The organism is Cohnella zeiphila (genome assembly GCF_014212055.1).
Taxonomy (GTDB): domain Bacteria; phylum Bacillota; class Bacilli; order Paenibacillales; family Paenibacillaceae; genus Cohnella; species Cohnella zeiphila.
Genome location: NZ_JACJVO010000024.1, coordinates 170994 through 186619, shown reverse-complemented (window position 1 = coordinate 186619; position 15626 = coordinate 170994). Strand labels below are relative to the sequence as shown.

Annotated in this window: 13 protein-coding genes; 11 read left to right on the top strand and 2 right to left on the bottom strand. The window is 61.2% G+C overall.

The window, feature by feature from the left end; all coding sequences use genetic code 11:
• The first annotated feature begins 483 nt into the window (after positions 1-483).
• Both H7C18_RS19590 and H7C18_RS36075 read left to right on the top strand, forming a co-directional pair.
• The gene (locus tag H7C18_RS19590; protein ID WP_185130889.1) at positions 484-2616 is read left to right on the top strand and encodes a glycoside hydrolase family 36 protein; all 2133 of its coding nucleotides are present in this window, start codon (positions 484-486) and stop codon (positions 2614-2616) included.
• A gap of 168 nt (positions 2617-2784) precedes the next feature.
• On the top strand, positions 2785-2868 hold the full coding sequence (locus H7C18_RS36075; RefSeq protein ID WP_225038886.1) for a putative holin-like toxin: 84 nt from the start codon (positions 2785-2787) through the stop codon (positions 2866-2868).
• 187 nt (positions 2869-3055) lie between these two features.
• Here H7C18_RS36075 and H7C18_RS19585 read toward each other — a convergent pair whose 3' ends face one another.
• Positions 3056-3856 carry an IucA/IucC family C-terminal-domain containing protein gene (locus tag H7C18_RS19585; RefSeq protein ID WP_185130779.1) on the bottom strand — a complete coding sequence of 267 codons (801 nt, stop codon included), beginning with the start codon at positions 3854-3856 and terminating at the stop codon, positions 3056-3058.
• A 190-nt stretch (positions 3857-4046) separates the two neighbouring features.
• On the opposite strand from H7C18_RS19585, the gene H7C18_RS19580 reads away from it, so the two are divergent.
• The 3 genes from H7C18_RS19580 (at position 4047) to H7C18_RS19570 (ending at position 6882) form a co-directional block, all read left to right on the top strand.
• Positions 4047-4961: a nucleoside hydrolase gene (locus H7C18_RS19580; RefSeq protein ID WP_185130778.1), complete on the top strand. Its 915-nt coding sequence runs from the start codon at positions 4047-4049 to the stop codon at positions 4959-4961.
• Between the two features lie 206 nt (positions 4962-5167).
• Positions 5168-6268: a glycosyltransferase family 2 protein gene (locus tag H7C18_RS19575; protein WP_185130777.1), complete on the top strand. Its 1101-nt coding sequence runs from the start codon at positions 5168-5170 to the stop codon at positions 6266-6268.
• Complete coding sequence (locus tag H7C18_RS19570) at positions 6265-6882, top strand: glycerol-3-phosphate acyltransferase (RefSeq protein WP_185130776.1); 618 nt, start codon at positions 6265-6267, stop codon at positions 6880-6882. The genes H7C18_RS19575 and H7C18_RS19570 overlap by 4 nt, the downstream gene beginning before the upstream one ends.
• A gap of 48 nt (positions 6883-6930) precedes the next feature.
• Here H7C18_RS19570 and H7C18_RS19565 read toward each other — a convergent pair whose 3' ends face one another.
• Positions 6931-9231 carry a PAS domain S-box protein gene (locus H7C18_RS19565; RefSeq protein ID WP_238357813.1) on the bottom strand — a complete coding sequence of 767 codons (2301 nt, stop codon included), beginning with the start codon at positions 9229-9231 and terminating at the stop codon, positions 6931-6933.
• A 268-nt stretch (positions 9232-9499) separates the two neighbouring features.
• On the opposite strand from H7C18_RS19565, the gene H7C18_RS19560 reads away from it, so the two are divergent.
• From H7C18_RS19560 to H7C18_RS19535, 6 genes are all read left to right on the top strand, one after another.
• The gene (locus tag H7C18_RS19560) at positions 9500-10492 is read left to right on the top strand and encodes a LacI family DNA-binding transcriptional regulator (RefSeq protein ID WP_185130775.1); all 993 of its coding nucleotides are present in this window, start codon (positions 9500-9502) and stop codon (positions 10490-10492) included.
• A 34-nt stretch (positions 10493-10526) separates the two neighbouring features.
• Positions 10527-11525, top strand: a complete 999-nt coding sequence (locus H7C18_RS19555; protein ID WP_185130774.1) for an N-acetylglucosamine kinase — start codon at positions 10527-10529, stop codon at positions 11523-11525.
• A gap of 83 nt (positions 11526-11608) precedes the next feature.
• Entirely contained in the window at positions 11609-12238 is a 630-nt protein-coding gene (locus tag H7C18_RS19550) for an NAD(P)-dependent oxidoreductase (protein ID WP_185130773.1), read from the top strand.
• A gap of 161 nt (positions 12239-12399) precedes the next feature.
• The gene (locus tag H7C18_RS19545) at positions 12400-13458 is read left to right on the top strand and encodes an HD domain-containing phosphohydrolase (protein ID WP_185130772.1); all 1059 of its coding nucleotides are present in this window, start codon (positions 12400-12402) and stop codon (positions 13456-13458) included.
• A gap of 40 nt (positions 13459-13498) precedes the next feature.
• Positions 13499-15250 (top strand): ATP-binding response regulator, encoded by a 1752-nt coding sequence (locus H7C18_RS19540; protein ID WP_185130771.1) that lies wholly within the window; start codon positions 13499-13501, stop codon positions 15248-15250.
• On the top strand, positions 15243-15614 hold the full coding sequence (locus tag H7C18_RS19535; RefSeq protein WP_185130770.1) for a response regulator: 372 nt from the start codon (positions 15243-15245) through the stop codon (positions 15612-15614). Before H7C18_RS19540 ends, H7C18_RS19535 begins: the two co-directional genes overlap by 8 nt.
• Positions 15615-15626 lie beyond the last annotated feature (12 nt).

Below are 15626 nucleotides of genomic sequence, written 5' to 3'. Positions count from 1 at the left end.
TCCGCGCTTAACTCAGTCCCGTGCGGGGCTGAGTTAAGTCGCGTTATACGGGGGCGCCGGGTTGGTCGGGGAAGCGCGGGGGGCCGCTCGGTTGGTCGCGGCGGCGCCAGGGCGATACGGGGGCGTTGGAGTGATCGGAGCAGCTCCCAGGTCAGGTTGGAGCAGCGCAAAGGCTGGTCGGGGAGCAAGCCGGAGCTTTGGGGAGGCTGTTGCGGCCCCGCTGCGGCAAGCGCGAGCAAAGTTGATGCGATGCAAAACATCGCTAGCGCAAGGCTGGACGAGCCCGAAGAGCTCGCTTGCGATATCAATCATCGCATCAGCGTTACTTGAGCTCGGCCAGCGGCTTTGCTGCAAGCTTATGCGATACAAAACATCGCAAGCGCAAGGCTGCGCTAGTCCGAAGAGCGCGCTTGCGATATAAATCATCGTATCCGCTGCACCTGTGCCCGGCGCTTGGCCTATCGGAGACACGTTATTTTGAATATGAGGAAAGCGGGTGCTCAGGTGGCAAACCGAATCGAGATCGAGGAAAACGGACTTTATATCGCTCTTCATATTACGGACGAGCTGGACGTACGGCTGCTGCATTTGGGCGCGGTGCCGTACGATCCTTCCACGGTGAGCGCTAATCAGGAACAAGGCTTCCGCTTGCTGGAGCTGCAGCTGACGGGGGACGATCGGGCGGAGTACCACGGCCGCACGCACCGGGCGACGTTTCCCGGGCTTCGCATGCAGTACCGCGCGCATCGCGACGAACGCAACGAGACGGGGCGCAAGCTGGAGATCGAGCTGGCCGATCCGGAGACGGGGCTGGTCTCGACGTCCCATTGGCAATTTTTCGACGGGATCTCGGCGCTTCGGTGCTGGACGATGCTGCGGAACGAAGGGGCCGGGCCGGTCGGGGTCGAGTACGTGTCCACGTTCGCCCTCACGGGGCTGGACAAAGAGGGAGCGAAGGACCGCGACGAGAAAATGACGCTGTTCATCCCTCACACCGGCTGGCAGAGCGAGCTGCAATGGCGCCAATACTCGCTGCCCGAGCTCGGCTTGTCCCATCTCACCGACCGCACTTCGAAGCGGATCTCCTGCAGCAACACCGGCTCCTGGTCGGCGGCCGAACATATCCCGATGGCGGTGCTGAAGAACGAGGAAGCGGGGACGAGCCTGATCTGGCAGATCGAACATAACGGCTCATGGCATTGGGAGATCATCGATCAGTTCGATCATCTGACGCTGCTGGTCAGCGGTCCGACCGAGCATGACAACCATTGGTGGAAGCAGCTCGCTCCGGGCGAGGAGTTCGCTTCCGTTCCGGTTGCGGTCGGCGCCGTGCGGGGAGGCTTCGACGAAGCGATCGGACAGTTCACCGTCTATCGCCGCGCCATCCGGAGGCCAAACGAGGATAATCGTCTGCTTCGGGTTATTTTCAACGATTACATGAATTGTCTGTGGGGAAGCCCGACGACGGAAAAACTGCTTCCTCTCATCGACGCCGCAGCCGAAGTCGGGAGCGAATACTTCTGCATCGACGCGGGCTGGTACGCGGCCGGAGAATGGTGGGACGGCGTCGGCGAGTGGCTTCCTTCCGAAGAACGGTTCCCGGAAGGAATCAAATACGTGCTCGACTACATCCGGAGCAAAGGGATGATTCCCGGCCTTTGGCTGGAGCTTGAGGTGATGGGCATCCGCAGTCCGAAGCTCCGCGATGCGGACGACAGCTGGTTTTTCATTCGGCATGGGAAGCGGATCAAGGACCGCAGCCGGTATCAGCTGGACTATCGGAATCCTAATGTCATCGCCCACGCCAACGAGGTCATTCGCCGGCTCGTCGAGGATTACGGAGTCGGCTATATCAAGATGGACTACAACATCAACGCCGGTATCGGCACCGAGACGGACGCGGACAGCTTCGGCGATGGGCTGCTGCAGCACAACCGCGCCTATCTCGCCTGGCTGGATTCGATCTTCGCCAAATATCCGGACCTCGTCATCGAGAACTGCTCGAGCGGGGGCATGCGGATGGATTATGCAATGCTTAGTCGCCACAGCATTCAATCCACCAGCGACCAGGAGGATTACGTCAACTACGCGGCGATCGCCGCCAGCTCGCCTTCGGCGCTGACGCCCGAGCAATCGGCGATCTGGTCGTATCCGCTGCGCGAAGGGGACGACGAGGAGGTCGTCTTCAACATGGTGAACGCGATGCTGCTGCGGGTTCACCAGAGCGGCTATCTGGCCGAGCTCAGCCCGCGCCGGCGGGCGCTCGTGAAGGAGGCGCTCGACTACTACAAAACGATCCGCGCCGACATCCGCGAGTCGCTGCCGTTCTGGCCGATCGGACTGCCGAAATCGGAGGACGACTGGGTCTGCTTCGGGCTGCGAAATGGCAACCGCGCCTACGTAGCGGTTTGGCGGATCGGTGGAGACGAAACGGACATCGCGCTGCCGATCCCGCAGCTTGCGGGAGCCGAGGCCGCGGCGCGAATTGCGTATCCAAGCGAGCACGACAGCCGTGCGGTATGGGATGCCGCATCGGGCACACTGGCGGTTACGCTGCCCCGCGCCCGCACGGCGCGGCTGATAGAGCTTCAGATTCGCCGCCGAAACCCGCTGTAACGCAGAAAAAAGGCCATTGCCGCAGGGGCGGAGACGCCCCTGCGGCGATGGCCTTTTGTATCTCGACAAACTCTATCAAAAGGTTCCAGAAAATGATAGAATCGAACCGGCACAATTGAATAAGCTCGCAAGGGCGGTCGGCTAGTCTCCCGGAAGGGAGGTGATGCCATGGAAGTGTATCAGGCCTTGACGCTGATGATCTCATTCGCGACATTGGTCGTACTTATTCTATCCTTCCATAAAAGGAAATAGACCGCCCTTCCCCAAGGCCGCGGTCTATTTCAATTAGCCAAGCCTAGCTTACCGCCCTTAAAAGCGGCAATTGTGTCAGAGAGGCGCTGTGTTCCCGCACAGCGTTTTTCGCTTTTATTTTATTACGTATCCTAGTATCATGCAACCTGTAATTCCCTATATGTTTCCCATCACTCGCCGAGAATGATCAGACGGAAGCCGCGCTGCGGTATTGAACGCGCTGCTTCTCCCGCTCGGTCTCCTTCAGCCTGGGGCAGGAGAAGCAGTAATCCCCGCCTTCGGTGCAATAGAAGCGGCAGCAGGCGTTCTTGAGCAGCGTTTGCCGGCCGGGATCCGTCAGGCTTTCGGTGTAGCGGGGCTTGACGTCGAACGGGTTTTTGGGGCGGCCGAACGCTTCTTGCGGATCCAAACCGTATCTGAGGAACGCGTAATCCGCCTCGAAGACGTCCAGATAGGGCTGCATGTCGGGGTCTTCCCGGTAAACATCCGAATAATATTGGAAAAGAGTCGGAAGTTGTCCCCACAGATGCACCTCCGGCAGGCCGGTCAACGATTGCATCGTTTGAACGAGGGGACGGATGGTGCCGCGGTAGAAGCGGGTGAGCATTTCGCCCAGCCAATTCTCCCGGGCGGCCGGATCGCCGGGCGCCGCCTCGTCCTCCCAGGAATGAACGACGAACCAGAGCCGATCGTACCCGTTGTCCGGGACCAGTTGAATCGTCAAATTTTCCAAAGGCAGAAGGAGAGCCCGGTCGTACACCGACACTCCGTATTGCAGGGCAAAAGCGAGGGAACGGATATATCCGCAAAAATAAGTAGCCGCCGTCCCGTCCTCCGCCGCCTTGATTCGCGAACGGTACAAGGCAAGGAAAGAGCTCATCGTCTCCGGGCGGACCATATCCGAGGCGGAAGCGGTCCATAAAGCATTCGGCCGTTCCTTCGACACCACCGAAAAACTCTGTTCCAGCTTGCCTGCATCCCAATTCAAGGCGCTCACGCTCCATTTCGGTCTGTTACTATGATAATGATTTTCATTTGCGTTTGTCAATGACGGATCCCGTAAGTGGCTGGGGCTGATCCGGCGCCGATTCCTTTTCCTTAGACCGGAAGTGCTATAATGTTGAAGGGATTATCGGGCATTTCAAGGCGCAGGTGAAGATCAGGGGAGGAAAAACAAGATGGCAGCTAGACCGATCATTCTGGACGTCGATACCGGCGTGGACGACGCGCTCGCGATTGCGTACGCGGTTCGTTCTCCCGAGCTGGACCTTCTGGGGCTGACGACGACTTTCGGCAACATCACGGTGAAGGAAGCAGCCCGCAACTCGCTGATCGTGCTGGACAAGCTGGGCTCCGACGCGCCGGTCTACGAGGGGGCGGCGCAGCCGCTCGTTCGCGTCAAGACGGAGTATCCGCGTCATATTCACGGGGCGGACGGGCTGGGCGGCGCCAGCTGGACGGAGCCGTCGCGGAAGCCCGCGCCCGGGCACGCCGCGGATTTTATGATCGAGCAGGTTCGCCGGCGCCCGTATCAGATAACGCTTGTTTGCGTCGGACCGCTTACCAATCTGGCGACGGCGGTTCGCAAGGACCCGGGCATCGTCCCGCTCGTCGATCGCGTCGTAATCATGGGAGGAGCCGTCCGCGCGCCGGGCAACGTAACCCCGTACGCCGAGGCGAATATTTTCAGCGACCCCGAGGCGGCCGATCTCGTGTTCAGCGCGGGCTTGCCGCTTACGGTGGTCGGCCTGGACGTGACGCTGAAGACGCTGCTGCCGCGTTCCGAGGTGCGGGAATGGCGGCGGACGGCGGGAGAGCTCGGCGACTTTTTCGCGGATATGACGGAGTTCTATATCGACTTCTACGAGGCGGACTATCCCGGCATCGGAGGCTGCGCTTTGCACGATCCGCTGGCGATCGGCGTGGCGATCGATTCCCGCTTCGTCGCGACGGAGGAGCTTAGCGTCGGCGTCGACACCGAAGGAGAGAAGCTGGGGCGGACCTATGAACGGGAAGGCGAGCCGAACGCCCGCGTCTGCCTCGGGGTGGAAAGCGAAAGGTTCCTTAAGCATTTCTTGAGCCGTGTGCTGTAACGCATGTCGGCTCCGGACGCTCCCAAACGCCAAACATCATCTCGAAGCTAAGCTTCTCCTTGCCGGGTCCGGCCCGGGGGAAGCTTAGCTTCTTTTTGGGCGGGAACAAGCATATAAAAATAAACCCGGCCGTTTTTTCTTATGGTAAAATGTAGCTGATATCGAAGGAAGAGGGAACTGCGGCGACTCGCGGAGGAGGTCTCACAATGGGGGCATTGGTATGGGGGCTGCTGGCGGTTTGCTGCTTGTCGGGTTTCCTGTTGTTCCGCAGGCGAACGCTTCCCGCCGGCTTGGAAGGAACGGAGCCCGCACGCAGGCTGTCGATCGTCATTCCGGCCCGCAACGAAGAGGCGAACCTGCCGAGCCTGCTCGAATCTCTGCGTTCGCAAACGTTCCGGCCATGGGAGATCGTCGTCGTGAACGACGGTTCGGAGGACCGGACGAAGGAGATCGCCTTGAGCTTCGGCTGCACCGTGCTGGACTCCCCGGAGCTTCCGGAAGGCTGGACGGGGAAGAACTGGGCGGTCTGGAACGGCTACCAGCGGACTTCCGGCGATCTGATCGCGTTCCTCGACTCCGACATCCGCCTGGCGCCTACGGCTTTGGCATCGCTTGTCCGCGCGCGGGAACGGGCGGGCGGGGCGATCTCCGTCGTTCCTTTTCACGCGGCCGGCAAGTTCTACGAGAAGCTGGCGCTCCTGTTGAACCTGCTCGGGGTGTTCGCGTTCACGTCGTTCTTCGAGCGGTCCAATCCGCGGCAAGGCTTGTACGGCTCCTGCATCGTCGTCTCGCGGGAGGATTACGACAGGATGGGCGGCCATGCCGGCGTAAGGTCGGAGGTGCTGGACGATCTGAGCCTCGGCGCCCGGTTCGGAGAAGCCGGCATCCCCGTCGCGAACTTCATCGGAGCGGGACTTGTCTCCTTCCGCATGTACCCCCAGGGCATCGTCAGCGAAATACAGGGCTTTGCCAAAAGCGCCGTTCTCAGCACGGGCTCGCTCCGCCCGGGAACGATCGCGCTGGTCGCGGCATGGGTCGTCGGGCTGATCGCTTCGGAATCGTTCTTCATCTTCCTCGGCAGTTCCTGGGCCATTCCGCTCGCGGCAGGCTATCTGCTGTTTACGCTCCAGATCGTCTACTTCACTCGTTACGTCGGCCGATTCGGCGCGGCGGCGATCGTGCTTCACCCGCTGTCCACGCTGTTTTTCCTGATCGTCATGGCGTATTCCGCCTACCAGGTCGTGTTCCGCAAGCAGGTGATATGGAAAGGGAGACAGGTTAAAGTGGGAGGCAAGCTCAGCGTATGATCGTCATCTGGACGGCTCTTGCGGGGTTGTCGGGCTCGCTCATGTTCTCTTACTGGCTCGGGCTGATCGCCCGGCACAACCTGAAGAACGTCGGCGACGGCAACCCCGGGGCGCTTAACTTGTGGAAAGCCGCCGGCTTCCCGCTCGGGCTTGCCGGCATCGCCCTCGATTTCCTGAAAGGCTACGTTCCGGTTCTGCTCCTGACGCAGAACGGCTATGTTCAAGGCGCGGCGACGATTCCCGTCGCGTTGGCGCCGCTCGCGGGCCATGCGTTCTCCCCTTTCCTTAAAGGGAAGGGAGGCAAGGCGATCGCGGTCACGTTCGGTGTATGGAGCGCGCTTACCGCCTTCGAAGCTTCTCTGGCGTACGCCGTCATCCAAGCGGCGCTGCTCGCGATTATCCGGTTCGCGGTCCGAGGCCGCGCCGGCGGCTCCACGGAGACCGACGCTTTCCAGGTCGTCTTCGGCTTGCTGCTGGTTGGCGTCTATCTGTACGTCAGGTCTTTTCCCAAACCGCTGCTGTGGGTTTGGCTCGGCAACTTCCTGCTGCTGGCCTATACGCATCGCCGGTCGCTGCTGGCCTTGTACCACGGGCGCTTCAAGCATTCGGCGTAAGGGGGAACGGCCGACGTTGCAGTCCGGCCCGCCCCGGCCGTCTCCTCCTCAGCCCGCGTTCTGTTCGCTTTCCTCCGAAGGCTCGCCGATCGGCAGCCGGATCTCGACTCTCGTTCCTTCGCCGAGCGTGCTTGCAAATCGCATCGAGCCTTTGTGATTGGCGATAATTTGTTGGCTGACCATCAGCCCCAGGCCGTTGCCGGTCGGTTTCGTCGAGTAGAACGGCTCCCCGAGGCGGGGAAGGTTCTCCTCCGCGATGCCGTGCCCGTGGTCGGTAATCCGGATGAGGATGCCTTGCTGGTCCTCCAGCGCCTCCGCCTCGACCTCGAGCGTACCTCCTTCGTGCATGGCTTCCATGCCGTTCTTCATCAAGTTAAGCAGCACTTGCTTGAGCTGGTTGGTCTCGCACCGGATCTCGGGAAGCGGCTGCTTGAAGCGGGTGACGATGTCGATGCCGCTCAATCTCGCCTGAGATTCCAGCAGAAGCGCCAGATCGCGGACGATGACGGGGACCGGGGCAAGCCGGAAACGATCCGCCTGCGGTTTGGCGAAGATGAGCAGCTCGCTCACGATATAGTTGATTCGGTCCAGCTCCGAGAGCATGATCTCCAGATGGGTCGGCGGCAAATTTCCTTGCTTCTGAAGCAGCTGCACGAACCCCCGCAGCGTCGTAAGCGGATTGCGAATCTCGTGCGCGACCCCGGCGGCGAGCTGGCCGACGACCGACAGCTTCTCCGATCGGCGCAGAACCTCCTCGGTCTGCTTCCGGGCGGTAATGTTGCGCGAGATGGTAGCGACCGCGACGATCTTGCCCGCCTCGTCCCGTATAGAGGAGACGGTCAGGCTCACGTCGATTCTGCTGCCGTCCTTGGCGTAACGGACCGTCTCGAGATCGGCGACCGCTCCCCCTTGGAGCACCTTGCCCACGACCTCCTGATGCTCTTTTTTGTATGCTTGGGGAACGTTGCGGAGCGGCATTTCCAGAATCTCGTCCGCGCTCCAGCCGTACATCGTTTCGAACGCGTGGTTCACCTGCGTAACGCGGCCTTGCAGGTCGGACACGTGAATCGCGTCGGACGTGTGGTTGACGAACGACTCCAGGTACTGCTTCGTGCTGCGCAGCTCTTCGGCGGATTCCTGAATCCTGGACAAATAGTGGCGCATGCTGCTGCTCATCGCGTTGATACGGGAGGCGAGCAGGCCGAGTTCGTCCTTCGAGCGGACATGGATTCTTCCGTCCAGCCTGCCGGCGGCAATCTCGTTGACCGTGTTCAAGATTCGGTTGATCGGCCGCAGCATCACCCCTGCGAGCAAGTAGCTGGCCACGATCGCGGCGGCGGCCAGGACGGCGGAGATGACGACTTGAATAAGCAGTTGATGGTTCAATTGCTGCTGAATCGAATCGCGGTTGAAGCTGAATTCGATCACATAAGGATTGTCCGCGTTGATCGGAATAAAGCTGCGAATGACGGACTGGCCCGCGATTACCTTCTGAACGGATACCATCTGTCCGGTCCGGAGCGCGAGGTTCATCTCCTCCGCGTCGTTCGGATCCGGAAGACTGTAGTCCCCGAATACGATATCGCGGACGTCCAGGTTGTAAACCGGCATGCCTTGCTTGTATTTGATAATCTTCTCTTTGCCGAAAAACGGGGGGTTCAGACCGGATATATCGAGGATATCGGGATTCTCCTTCATGATCTTGGCAATCACCGCGTCGGTGCCGGAAGATCTCTCGAAGCGGATAAACTGCTGCGCGTCGATAATCGGATTGATGATATAGTTCGTGGTGCCGTCGTAGTAATAGCCCCATTTATTGACATGCTCCGGATCGGAGGAAGCGTAGTTGATCGGGCCGGACCAGAAGTGCTCGAGCTTCTGTCCTTGAGGAATCGACACGCTGCCGCGATCCAGAAGCTGCTGAAAGGCGGTGTTCCAGTAATCCCAGGTCTTCGAGCTGATTCCGAGCTCCTTCGGGTCGGACGAGCGGGCCACGACGATCTCGCCGTTCGGTTGGCGGACCCATAAGCTGATCCCGTCGACGCCGAGCTCGCGGCTGAGCGCGGGCAGCTGCCCGTTGTCGATGTTCGCGATGTCCGGGCTCAGCTTGTCCTTGGCGGCAAGCGCCACGGACCGAAGCATGACGCCGGCCGTATCCTCCATATATTGGCGGGATTGCTGCGTGGACTGCACCGTTGCGCCGATTTGCTTGGCGATAACGTTCATTTGCTGCTTCATCCGATTCTCCAAGTCGGATTTGCTGGATGCGTAGAAGATCGATAAATTGAGCAATAGAATGGCCGCCGACAAGGCGAACAGGAAGATGGAGAGTTTGGCTTTTATCGTCAACGGTGCTGCCTCCCGGTTCCGGATGTCTGAACTTCAATTAGACAACGGCGGTCTTGCCATGTCAATCGCGGAGTCTTTGCATTTTCAAAAGTATAAGCGATTATACTTTACCGTTGAACATTCCGAAGGGCTCGGATACAATGGAGGAGGTTTAAGGGGCGGAAGATATAGGCAGTAAACGTTTTCCTAAAAAATCCAGTCAGATCTTAAAGTTAAAGCGATTTAATTTTTGTGAACGGCTGTTTTCAAGCCGGAAGGGTTGCGGAACATGAAAGTGAGCATATTCGACGTGGCGCGGCGGGCGGGCTTGTCCGTCGTTACCGTGTCCCGGGTGCTGAACGGCGCGGCTTCGGTCCGGGACAAGAACCGCGAGAAAGTTCTGCAAGCGATGAAGGAGCTGGACTACCGCCCGAACGCGTCGGCGCGCAGCCTGGCGAAGGGAAAGACGGGCATCATCGGGCTGACGCTGCGGACGCTCCAAGATTCTTTCTTCGACGCGGTGGCGAAGGAGATCAACGATCGGCTCGCGGAAAGGGGCTATTACCTCGCGCTGTCGGTCTCTCCGGAAGGGGAGGGTTCGCCGGCCCATTCCACGTTCAAGGAAGATCGCGTCGACGGGGTGCTGCTGCTGTCGCCGATCCGGGAAGACGAGTCGGTCCTCGAACTCAAAAGAAGGAAAATACCGGTTGTCCTGCTGGATAACCAGATGCGGCATTCGCCGGCTCCTTCCGTGATCGTGGACAATTTCAAGGGGGGCTTCGATGCCGCATGCCATCTGATCGGGCTGGGGCACCGGCGGATCTCGCACATCGCCGGCCCCGGGCCGTTCCTCAGCAGCCGGGAACGCGAGCGCGGGTTCCGGGCGGCGATGGCGGAAGCCGGACTGCAGCCTTTCTCCGTCGAGCGGGGAACGTTCCGCATCTCGTCCGGCTATGAGATCGCGGAGCGCTGGATCCGCGCGGATCGCCTGCCGACCGCCGTCTTCGCGGCGGACGACAACATCGCGCTCGGCGTCATGGATGCGTGCAAGAACGCAGGGCTGAGGCTGCCGCGGGATTTGTCGGTCGTCGGGTTCGACGACCAGCCTTACGCGGCGGAGTTCCGGCCGGGGCTGACGACGGTCCGCCAGCCGGCCGGGCAGATCGCCAGGCATGGGGTGGAACTGCTGCTGAAGAGAATCGAAGGGGCGCCGCAGAGAAGCGTGACGGTGAAGCTGGAGCCGGAGCTGGTGGTTCGGGAGTCGGCGGCGCCGATCGCATAATCGGCCGGAGACGGCCGCGGGGGAGAAGATCAGGATGGCTTATTATTTGGGCGTGGACGGCGGAGGAAGCAAAACGTACGCTCTCGTCGCGGACGAGCGGGGCAACGTCGTCGGCAAAGGAGCGAGCGGAAACGGGAACCATCAGCTCGGAGCCGAGCGGGCCAAACGCCATCTATTCGAAGCGGTTGAGGCGGCGCTGGCGGAGGCGGGCGTGACGGCCGGGGAGATCGAGCGGGCCTGCTTCGGCCTCGCGGGAGCCGACCGGGAGGCGGATTTTCGCGTGCTGAGGCCGATGATCGCCGAGCTTGGAATTGCCCGAAGCGACATCGTATGCGATACGATGATTGGGCTGCGGGCGGGCACGAGCAGGCCTTGCGGCGTCGTGCTGATCTGCGGCAGCGGCACCAACGCGGCGGGACGCAACGCGTCGGGCGAGACGTTCCAGTGCGGCGGCTTCGAGTACGAGTACGGCGATTTCGGCGGCGGCCGGGATTTGGCGGTGGAAGCCTACCGCGCCGTCATTCGCGCGTGGGAAGGGCGCGAGGAGCCGACCTTGCTGACCGGGATGCTGCTCGAGCTGCTCGGCTACGGCACCGTGAACGAGATGTTCCACGACTTCCTGGATCACGGAAGAACGGTTCCGCTCGACGCGGTAAAGCTGCTGTTCCGGGCGTCCCTCCTCGGAGACGAGACTGCCCGCGCCATTTTGCGCAGGCAGGGCGAGGAGCTCGGCAAGTCCGCCCGTGCCGTCATTCGCAGGCTCGGAATGGAGGAGGAGACGTTCGACGTCGTCCTCGTCGGCAGCGTGTTGACCCGAGGCGAGGGAACTTTCGTAACGGGACCGATCGAGGAGGCCGTGCGCGGCATCGCTCCTTTCGCTTCCATCGTCAAGCTTGGAATCGAACCGGTCGTCGGAGCGGTCTGGACGGCCTGCGAAGCGGGCGGCGAATCTCTCCCGGACGAGTTGGAGGCCCGGCTGCGGCGAATTTCGGATTTCCGGCTGATCGGCCATAGCGGGCCGGTCTCCGGGTAATCCTATCAAAGCGAGTTGACAGTCGGGCGACATGTAACTAGAATGGTTACAATAGAACAATCATACCGGGGAGGAACGAAGCTATGAAAATCGCGGTCATCGCGGCAGGCGGCAAGGCGGGAAGCAACATCGCGAAAGAGGCGGCAAGCCGGGACCATGAGGTTACGGCGATCGTGCGGAATGCGGCCAAAGCGCCCGCAGAGGCTGCTCACGTCGTCGTGAAGGACATGTTCGAGCTGACGTCCGCCGATTTGACTTCTTACGATGTCGTCGTGAATGCCGCAGGATTTTTCGAGAAGCCGGAGCTTAACGTGGATGCGGGACGTCGACTGATTGAGGCGCTGAAAGGGTCGGACACCCGGCTTATCGTCGTCGGCGGCGCGGGCAGCTTGTTCGCCGATCCCGGGAAAACGGTTCGCTTGTTCGACACGCCGGAGTTCCCGGACGCGTTCCGGCCGCTGGCGAAGAGCCAGGGGCAGAATCTGGAGGATCTGCAGGCGGCGGCGGACTTGAAATGGACGTTCGTCAGCCCTTCCGCCCAGATCGCGCCGGGCAGGAGAACCGGCTCTTATCTGAAGGGCAAGGATCATCTGCTCGTCAATTCCCAAGGCGAGAGCTATGTCAGCTACGAGGACTACGCCGTCGCCGTCGTCGACGAGATCGAGCGGGCCGCGCACGTGAAGGAACGGATTACCGTCGCTTCCGAAAAATAATCGGACGTCAAGAAGGCCGGCATTCCTTTAGGGGAAGCCGGTTTTTTTGCGTTTTCTTTCGTTTCCCGGAGAAAATCGTCTTTGGCAAACATCTCGTTTTATGTCGAATTTTCCCGTATAATGGGTGAAAACAGGATGATTTTGGAACGGGGCGCCGTGGAATGGACAATGAGTGGAGAAAACAAGCGCGCTTTCTGATCGTCGACGACCAGGAAGTCAACATCGCCTTGCTGGAGCGGATTTTGCGCCGGGCGGGATTCGATTCCATCTATAGCACGACGAATCCGCGGGACTTCGGGCGGCTTTACCGGGAGGTGGAGCCCGATCTGGTGATGATCGACCTGCACATGCCGGGCGTCGACGGCTTCGACTTGCTCCGGCAGCTTGGGGAGCGGGGCGAGGACGGCTATTACGTGCCGGTCGTGGTTCTCACCGCCGACGTGACTCCGGAAGCCAGAAAGGAAGCGCTGCTTCTGGGCGCGAACGATTTTCTGACCAAGCCTCTGGACCGGGCCGAGGTAACGCTGCGGATTCAGAATTTGCTCAAAACCCGCTATCTTCATTTGCAGCTTCAGCATCAGAACCAGCATCTGGAGCAGATCGTGGAGGCGCGGACGGTCGAAGTTCTGCAAGCGAAGCAGGAAATCTTGGAGCTGCTCGCGCGGACGTCGGAATACCGGGACGACGATACGGGCCGCCATACGCAGCGGGTCGGCGAGTTGGCGTACCTGGTGGCCAGGGCGATGGGACTTGCCCCTTCGGAAGCCGCGCTCATCCGGCAGGCTTCCCCGCTGCACGATATCGGCAAGATCGGGATCCCCGACAGCATTTTGCTGAAGCCGGGCCGCTTCACGCCGGAGGAATTCGAGCAGATGAAGCATCATACGACGATCGGGGCGAGCATCCTGGACGGAAGCTCCTTTCCCGCGCTGCAGTTGGCCGGCACGATTGCCGCGTCCCATCACGAGAAGTGGGACGGCACGGGATATCCGAAAGGGTTGAGCGGCCATCAAATTCCGCTGGCGGGACGCATCGTGGCGATCGCCGATTTTTTCGACGCCCTTACCCACGAGCGGCCGTACAAGCGGGCTTGGACCCGGGAGGAAGCGGTGGCGGAGATCGAACGGCAGCGGGGAGCGCATTTCGACCCGGACGTGGTCGACGCTTTCTTAAGCGTAATCGGAGAGAGCAGGGCGAGGGAGCGGGAACATTCGGCTTGACCGGGCCGGAAAGCATGACATAACCGAGCGGAAGTGACCTATGGAAGCGACGGAAGAGGAGATTCGGCTGCTGCGCCGGGAGCTGGAGCGGGAAAGGGCGGCCCGCCAGGCGGCGGAGCGGCTCGCGGAGCAGAAGGGCCGCGAGATCGGCGCCATCAATCGGGAGCTGATCCGCATGAACGATCAGCTGGAGGAGCTGGTCCGGGAGCGGACGGAAGAATTGTCGCGCGCCCGGGACGAGGCGGTGGAAGCGAGCCGGATCAAGAGCCAGTTCCTTGCCAATATGAGCCATGAGCTGCGCACTCCGCTCAACGCCATTATCGGGTACAGCGAAATGCTGAAGGAAGAAGCCGAGGAGAAGGACGAGCCGGAGTTCGCGGCCGACCTGGGCCGCATTCACCATGCGGGCAAGCACCTGCTGATGCTGATCAACGACATCCTCGATTTGTCCAAGATCGAGGCGGGACGGATGAGCCTGTACCTCGAAGAATGCGATCTGCCTCAGCTGATCCGGGAGACGGTCACTACCGTAAGGCCGATGGTCGAGGCAGGCGGCAACCGGCTCGAGATCGAGGCGGCGCTCGGAAGGATGCGGACGGACACGACCAAGCTGCGCCAGATTTTGTACAATCTGCTCAGCAACGCCGCCAAGTTCACCCAAGGGGGCACGATTCGGCTGGAGCTGATTCCCGAGCCGGAACCGGAGACGGCGGGTGGACCGCCAGGGTACTCCTTCCGCGTCCGGGATACGGGGATCGGCATGACGGAGGATCAGGTGGATCGGCTTTTTCAAGCGTTCATTCAGGCGGATTCCTCGACGACCCGGCAGTACGGGGGAACGGGACTGGGTCTTGCGATCACCCGGAAGCTGTGCGAGATGCTCGGGGGATCGATCGCCGTCGAGAGCGCGCCGGGACGCGGCTCGGCCTTTACCGTGTGGCTTCCCGGCTCGCTTGAAGGGAGAGAGACGGAGCCCGGGACGCCGGCCGAAGCGGAGCCGGACGGAATGCTCGGGGATGGGCAGCCGACGGTGCTGGTCATCGACGACGATCCGACGATGCTGGGTCTCATGAAGAAGCTGCTCAACAGGGAAGGCTTCTCGGTGGCGCTGGCTTCGAGCGGATCTGAAGGCATTCGGCGGGCCAAGGAGCTGAGGCCGAGGCTGATCTCGCTGGACGTCATGATGCCGGGAATGGATGGCTGGTCCGTGCTGGCCACGCTGAAGAGCGACCCGGAGCTCGCCGGCATTCCGGTGGCGATGATCTCGATGACGGACGACAAGCAGCTCGGATACGCGCTCGGAGCTTCCGATTTCCTGATCAAGCCCATCTACCGGGAGAAGCTGGTCGCGCTGCTCGACAAGCATCTCAAGGAGCGCCGGACGCAGCCGGTGCTGGTGATCGAAGACGACGATGCGACCGGCGAGATGATGAGCCGGATGCTGCGGAGGGAGGGCTACCGGGTCGAGCGGGCCGAGGACGGGCGCGAGGCTCTGGAGAAGCTCGACCGGGTTGATCCGAAGCTGATTCTGCTGGATCTGATGATGCCGGAGATGGACGGCTTCCAATTCGTAACGGAACTGCGCTCGCGGAAGGAACGGCGGGAAATCCCGGTATTCGTCGTTACGGCCAAGGACCTTAGCGCGGAGGAGCGCAACCGTCTGAACGAATACGCGGCGAACATTATGCAGAAGGGGGACTTCCGCAAGGAGACGCTGCTGGAAGAGATTCGCCGGCTCCTGGCTTTATCGGGTCTGCCGGACGAGCGAGAGGAGCCTGTCCGCGATGGCTAGAATTTTGCTGGTGGAAGACAACGAGTTGAATCGGGATATGCTGTTCCGCCGCCTGACGCGCAAAGGGTTCGAAGTGTCGCTCGCGGCGGACGGCCGGGAAGCCGTGGAGAAGGCGCGGTCGGAAACGCCGGACCTGATCCTGATGGACATGAGCTTGCCCGTCATGGACGGCTGGAGCGCCACCCGCCTGCTCAAGCGGGAACCGGGCACGAGCGGGATCCCGGTCATCGCGCTGACGGCGCACGCCATGGCGGAAGACCGCCGGGAAGCGCTGGAGGCGGGCTGCGACGACTTCGACACGAAGCCGATCGATTGGCAGCGGCTGCTGGACAAGATTGCGGCGCTGCTTCCGCAGGAGGCATAAGAGAGCGGATCT

Coding starts and splice junctions, on each gene's coding strand:
- H7C18_RS19535 (WP_185130770.1), top strand. CDS start 15,243: ATGGCTAGAATTTTGCTGGTGGAAGACAACGAGTTGAATCGGGATATG.
- H7C18_RS36075 (WP_225038886.1), top strand. CDS start 2,785: ATGGAAGTGTATCAGGCCTTGACGCTGATGATCTCATTCGCGACATTG.
- H7C18_RS19545 (WP_185130772.1), top strand. CDS start 12,400: ATGGACAATGAGTGGAGAAAACAAGCGCGCTTTCTGATCGTCGACGAC.
- H7C18_RS19590 (WP_185130889.1), top strand. CDS start 484: ATGAGGAAAGCGGGTGCTCAGGTGGCAAACCGAATCGAGATCGAGGAA.
- H7C18_RS19580 (WP_185130778.1), top strand. CDS start 4,047: ATGGCAGCTAGACCGATCATTCTGGACGTCGATACCGGCGTGGACGAC.
- H7C18_RS19540 (WP_185130771.1), top strand. CDS start 13,499: ATGGAAGCGACGGAAGAGGAGATTCGGCTGCTGCGCCGGGAGCTGGAG.
- H7C18_RS19560 (WP_185130775.1), top strand. CDS start 9,500: ATGAAAGTGAGCATATTCGACGTGGCGCGGCGGGCGGGCTTGTCCGTC.
- H7C18_RS19575 (WP_185130777.1), top strand. CDS start 5,168: ATGGGGGCATTGGTATGGGGGCTGCTGGCGGTTTGCTGCTTGTCGGGT.
- H7C18_RS19550 (WP_185130773.1), top strand. CDS start 11,609: ATGAAAATCGCGGTCATCGCGGCAGGCGGCAAGGCGGGAAGCAACATC.
- H7C18_RS19555 (WP_185130774.1), top strand. CDS start 10,527: ATGGCTTATTATTTGGGCGTGGACGGCGGAGGAAGCAAAACGTACGCT.
- H7C18_RS19570 (WP_185130776.1), top strand. CDS start 6,265: ATGATCGTCATCTGGACGGCTCTTGCGGGGTTGTCGGGCTCGCTCATG.